This is a genomic window from Butyrivibrio sp., assembly GCF_017940685.1.
Taxonomy (GTDB): domain Bacteria; phylum Bacillota; class Clostridia; order Lachnospirales; family Lachnospiraceae; genus Butyrivibrio.
In genome coordinates, this window is sequence record NZ_JAGAYD010000154.1 from 1 (window position 1) to 4,205 (window position 4,205).

At 42.9% G+C, this 4,205-nt stretch carries 6 protein-coding genes; 1 reads left to right on the forward strand and 5 read right to left on the reverse strand.

Annotated elements, in window-relative coordinates; all coding sequences use genetic code 11:
- Positions 1–413 precede the first annotated feature (413 nt).
- Complete coding sequence (locus J6I68_RS09815; protein ID WP_292220004.1) at positions 414–1,001, reverse strand: DapH/DapD/GlmU-related protein; 588 nt, start codon at positions 999–1,001, stop codon at positions 414–416.
- Positions 1,002–1,023: 22 nt separating this feature from the next.
- Positions 1,024–1,545 (reverse strand): flavodoxin, encoded by a 522-nt coding sequence (locus tag J6I68_RS09820; protein ID WP_292220005.1) that lies wholly within the window; start codon positions 1,543–1,545, stop codon positions 1,024–1,026.
- Positions 1,546–1,702: 157 nt separating this feature from the next.
- On the opposite strand from J6I68_RS09820, the gene J6I68_RS09825 reads away from it, so the two are divergent.
- Positions 1,703–2,590 (forward strand): LysR family transcriptional regulator, encoded by an 888-nt coding sequence (locus J6I68_RS09825; protein WP_292220006.1) that lies wholly within the window; start codon positions 1,703–1,705, stop codon positions 2,588–2,590.
- On the opposite strand, the gene J6I68_RS09830 is transcribed toward J6I68_RS09825, so the two are convergent.
- The 3 genes from J6I68_RS09830 to J6I68_RS09840 are packed head-to-tail and all read right to left on the reverse strand — an operon-like array spanning position 2,585 to position 4,048.
- The gene (locus tag J6I68_RS09830; protein ID WP_292220007.1) at positions 2,585–3,142 is read right to left on the reverse strand and encodes a chromate transporter; all 558 of its coding nucleotides are present in this window, start codon (positions 3,140–3,142) and stop codon (positions 2,585–2,587) included. The genes J6I68_RS09825 and J6I68_RS09830 overlap by 6 nt on opposite strands.
- The gene (locus J6I68_RS09835) at positions 3,139–3,711 is read right to left on the reverse strand and encodes a chromate transporter (protein WP_292220008.1); all 573 of its coding nucleotides are present in this window, start codon (positions 3,709–3,711) and stop codon (positions 3,139–3,141) included. Before J6I68_RS09835 ends, J6I68_RS09830 begins: the two co-directional genes overlap by 4 nt.
- Positions 3,712–3,727: 16 nt before the next feature.
- Complete coding sequence (locus tag J6I68_RS09840) at positions 3,728–4,048, reverse strand: putative quinol monooxygenase (RefSeq protein ID WP_292220009.1); 321 nt, start codon at positions 4,046–4,048, stop codon at positions 3,728–3,730.
- Between the last annotated feature and the right edge of the window lie 157 nt (positions 4,049–4,205).

Here is a 4,205-nt window from a genome sequence, read left to right on the forward strand (position 1 = left end):
ATGAACTTGTTTAGTGGCGGCAGCTATCCGCCTAATAATTTAGCGCTTACGAATTGACTTTTCCAACAAGCAAGTGGTGCTATTGCATAAACAGGTGGTGCTCAATTGCGAACGGGCTGCGCTCGCAGCCCGAAATATTCAATCAGGTATGGTGAGAAATACCACATGGTGATTGGAAATAAAAGTAATGATATCAGCAAGGTTGTTTTTCTTATTCTTTGTCGCATAACTGTAATCTCCTTATTTACATATAACGATATATCTTTATGATATATCTGTTTGATATATTAAATCCATTGCCATATTGTGTCAACAAAGAAAAACAGGCCCAAATTTCACTTATTTGGACCTGTTTTGCACTGATTTTATTTAATATGTATTTCATTTACACCTTATTGTTTCATCGTTTCGTTCTACTTTTCTCTCTGCTCAGCCGGATCCTGCATCCTGATCACCTTGGCAGGTACGCCTCCGACTACTGCATAGTCAGGTACATCCTTGGTAACTACAGCACCAGCAGCTACAACAGCGTACTCTCCGATGGTCACTCCCGGGCAAATGGTCACGTTCATTCCGATCCAGGCATTCTTTTTCACAGTTACTTTCCCATAGGTATAGATTGCATGACGCTGGTTCATATCATGATTGATGGTTGCGATACGGAGCCCGGGTGCTGCCATAGAGCCATCTTCGAATTCAATACCACCTGATGCGGACAGTATCGCTGAATGGTTGATGAAAACGCCTTTGCCAAATTTTACCTTGTTCCCGAAATCACAGATGAAAGGTGTCAGGATCCTCACATCATCAAGCTTTCTTCCAAAGAGTTCTTCCAGATCCTCCACATAGGTAGGATCATCCGGCATCTTTGCATTTGCTCTGGCACAAAGAACTCTTGCCCTCATCATCTCATCGACCGCTTCCTTGAAGTAAGGCTCCCTAACATCTGTGGGGCCACCTTGTTCCATCAGATCAAATACATATCCCTTTTCGTAATCCATCTCTTTCACCTGTCCTCTCTGCTCAGATCAGCCCGTTTGCTGCAAACCATTTCTTTACTGCTTCCTTGGAATCAGCTGCCTTAGAGCCTGTGATCGCAAGACCACTCTTTACTGCTGCTCCTTTGGCAGACTTCATAATATCGCTCTCACTGGATCCCATCCCGCTTCCTTCGTTGGTGCAGAAAGGAAGAATATTTTTTCCTGAGAAATCATATCTTTCAAGGAAAGTTGCGACCGCCATGGGGAAGGTCCCCCAGTAGTTCGGGTATCCAAGAACGATGGTATCGTACTCATCGATACTGTCTAAGTAACCTGTAAGCTCGGGTCTTGCATTATTCTGCTTGTCCTTCTTCGCTTTATCGATGCAGGTCATGTATACAGGTGAATAAGGATCCTTCATCTCGATCTTAAAGGTATCCGCACCTGTCAGTTCCTTCATGATTCCTGCCACAATCTCAGTATTTCCTACCTTTACATATCTCATAGCTCCGCCGAAGTAGTTCTCATCCGCTCTTGAAAAAAATGCTATCAGTGTCTTGCCCATTTTAAGTCCCTCCACTTACATTTACTGTTGTATGTTTGTTCACCTGTTTTGTTTTCTTTTGTTGTTTACATTTTCTCATCCATGTCGTAATATGTCCAATAGAAAGATTAGATATTCTATTTAATTTTTAAATATCTATCCAAAGGAGAAATCCATCATGACAACAAAACAGATCGATTACTGTATTGAACTGGCCCGCACCCAGAGCTTTTCCAGAGGTTCAGAGAACTTATTTGTCAGCCAGCCCACTTTTTCATATCAGATAAAGCTACTTGAAGATGAGGTTGGTTTTGCCATCTTTGAACGAAACGGCAAAGGCGCAACCCTTACCCCGGCAGGAGCCCAATTCGTGACATATCTGACCAATATGCGCGAGGAAATGAAACGCGCCATTGAGCAGGGGCAGAATTTCAGTGCCAAATACAAGGACAACATTACCATCAGCCTTATGGTCCGCCAGGCTCTGTATTTCCTTCCGGAAGCGATCCAAATCTTTGAAAAAAGTGGATCAGGAGTCCAGATTACTCCGCTGTTCCAATATGATAATGGTCTGGATTCCTTTCTTAAAAATGAATCCGACATCTTTTTTGCCCTTAAAGAACAAACAAAACAGCTCGCAGGAGTCAACGTCCACGAGCTGTTTGACAGTCATATATATTTAATTGCCAAAAAGGAAGATCCACTTGCCAAAAAGAATCTTATCACCGATGAGGATATCTACGGGCGAACTCTTATGGTTGGAGGCGGTTCGCCGTCGCTGCTAAGGAGCATACAGGCTAAACTTATATCCTCCGGTAAAATTGAGTACTTTAACAGTCCCGATCACGACACAACTCTTACAAATGTAGCTGCAGGTAAAGGGATCTGTCTGGCACCCGGTTTTCTGAATGATCACAGTGGTCAGTTTGCCTGGATCCCATACGATTGCAAAGACACCTTTCACTGTGTCCTTGTCACGCACAGGCATGATACCAGAGAATGCCTCATGGCTTTTGTAAAGACACTTCAGAAACTATACAAGGACGCTGTAGCCTTTCCATTATGAATGAACTACCAACCCAACCACAGCTGCCAAGCATATAAGGCCAATGGGTGATATTCCTTTTTTTAAAACTTTACGCGAGCCAAAATAAATCAATGCCAGGACGCTGGTAATGAAAACTGCTGTAGAATCTACGCTGCTTTTCGCCATTATATAGCAATTGCCAAGGATCATATATACACCTGTTGCCAGAATTACACCGATCACACAAGGCTTAAGCCCACCCAGAGCCGCCTGCAAGTATGGGTTCTTAATAAGGCTCTTCGAAAACACCATGATAAAAAGAATGATGAAAAATGCAGGAAGTATTACCGCCGTCGTGGCAATCACCGCCCCAAGCAGACCTCCCTTATTGCTGCCCACGTAAGTGGCAAGATTCACCATAATAGGCCCCGGCGTACTCTCACTGACCGCTATCATGTAAGACAGCATCTCATCATCCATCCATTCGTGCGCCAGCACCACATCTCTGATAAGCGGTATCGCTGCATACGCTCCGCCAAAAGAAAACAGTCCGACTTCAAGAAATCCTATCAAAAGATCTAAGAATATCATACCTTTTCCTCCTTTCTGCGTGATTTTTCCGCAAGAAAGAAGGCTACGCTGACCAGTGCCGCCGTAAGCATTACCACTATCGACGATAAATGTAGCTTCAGCACGTTAATAAGCATTATCACAACAAAAGAAGCCAAAAGAATACATATCTGCAACGGTTTCTTTTCCATCTTCCTGATCATCCTGATCGCCGCATCAAGAATCAATATGCCAACCGCAATCTTGATTCCCTGAAATGCGTGGGCTATCCATGTAATCTCTAAGAATCCTTCCAAAAACATGGATATGACAAAAATAATAACAAACGAAGGTATCGTCACTCCAAGAGTTGCAAGAATAGCACCAGGAAGCTTACCTTTCTTGTAGCCAACGTACGTAGCGCAGTTAATTGCTACCGGTCCGGGAGTGGATTCGGCAATCACTGTTATATTCATCATTTCGTCATGTGTAATCCAGTTTTTCTTTTCAACGCAGATATTCTCAATGATCGAGAGCATTGCGTACCCTCCACCGAAGGTAAATAAACCTATCTTTGCAAAGGTCAGAAATAGTTCAATAAATATGGGCATGTCGGGCATTTCCTTCTTATTTTCGAATGAATCGGTGATCCGCTTTATATTCGTCACTGACAAAACGTTCTATGGTCATATGAAGATCATACTTCTCGCGAAGCTCAGCTAGCTGTTTCATCATGGGTGATGCGTGATGCGCATCTATAGCTGCCTGATCAGTCCAGGAATCAATAAGTAACACAGTTTCAGGATCACCAATAGGTTGAAAATACTCATAGCGAAGATTTCCTTGTTCCGCACGAATAGCATCTGCGATACCTGATGATTCCATCTCATCCGCAAACGCACGTGCACTGCCTTTTTCTCCTTTGTAATACAGATTTACAGTTATCATATATTCTCCTCCATGCCTCTTTGGGTAGTGTCAAATCTGACACCCCTTTTTTGTTACTAAATCCTTTATTTTCGGGAGGTTTAAATAAAAAGAGCATTGACCTCCCTTTTTGGTATAATGTCTATCGCCAAACAGACTAAAAAAAAGGAACCAATGC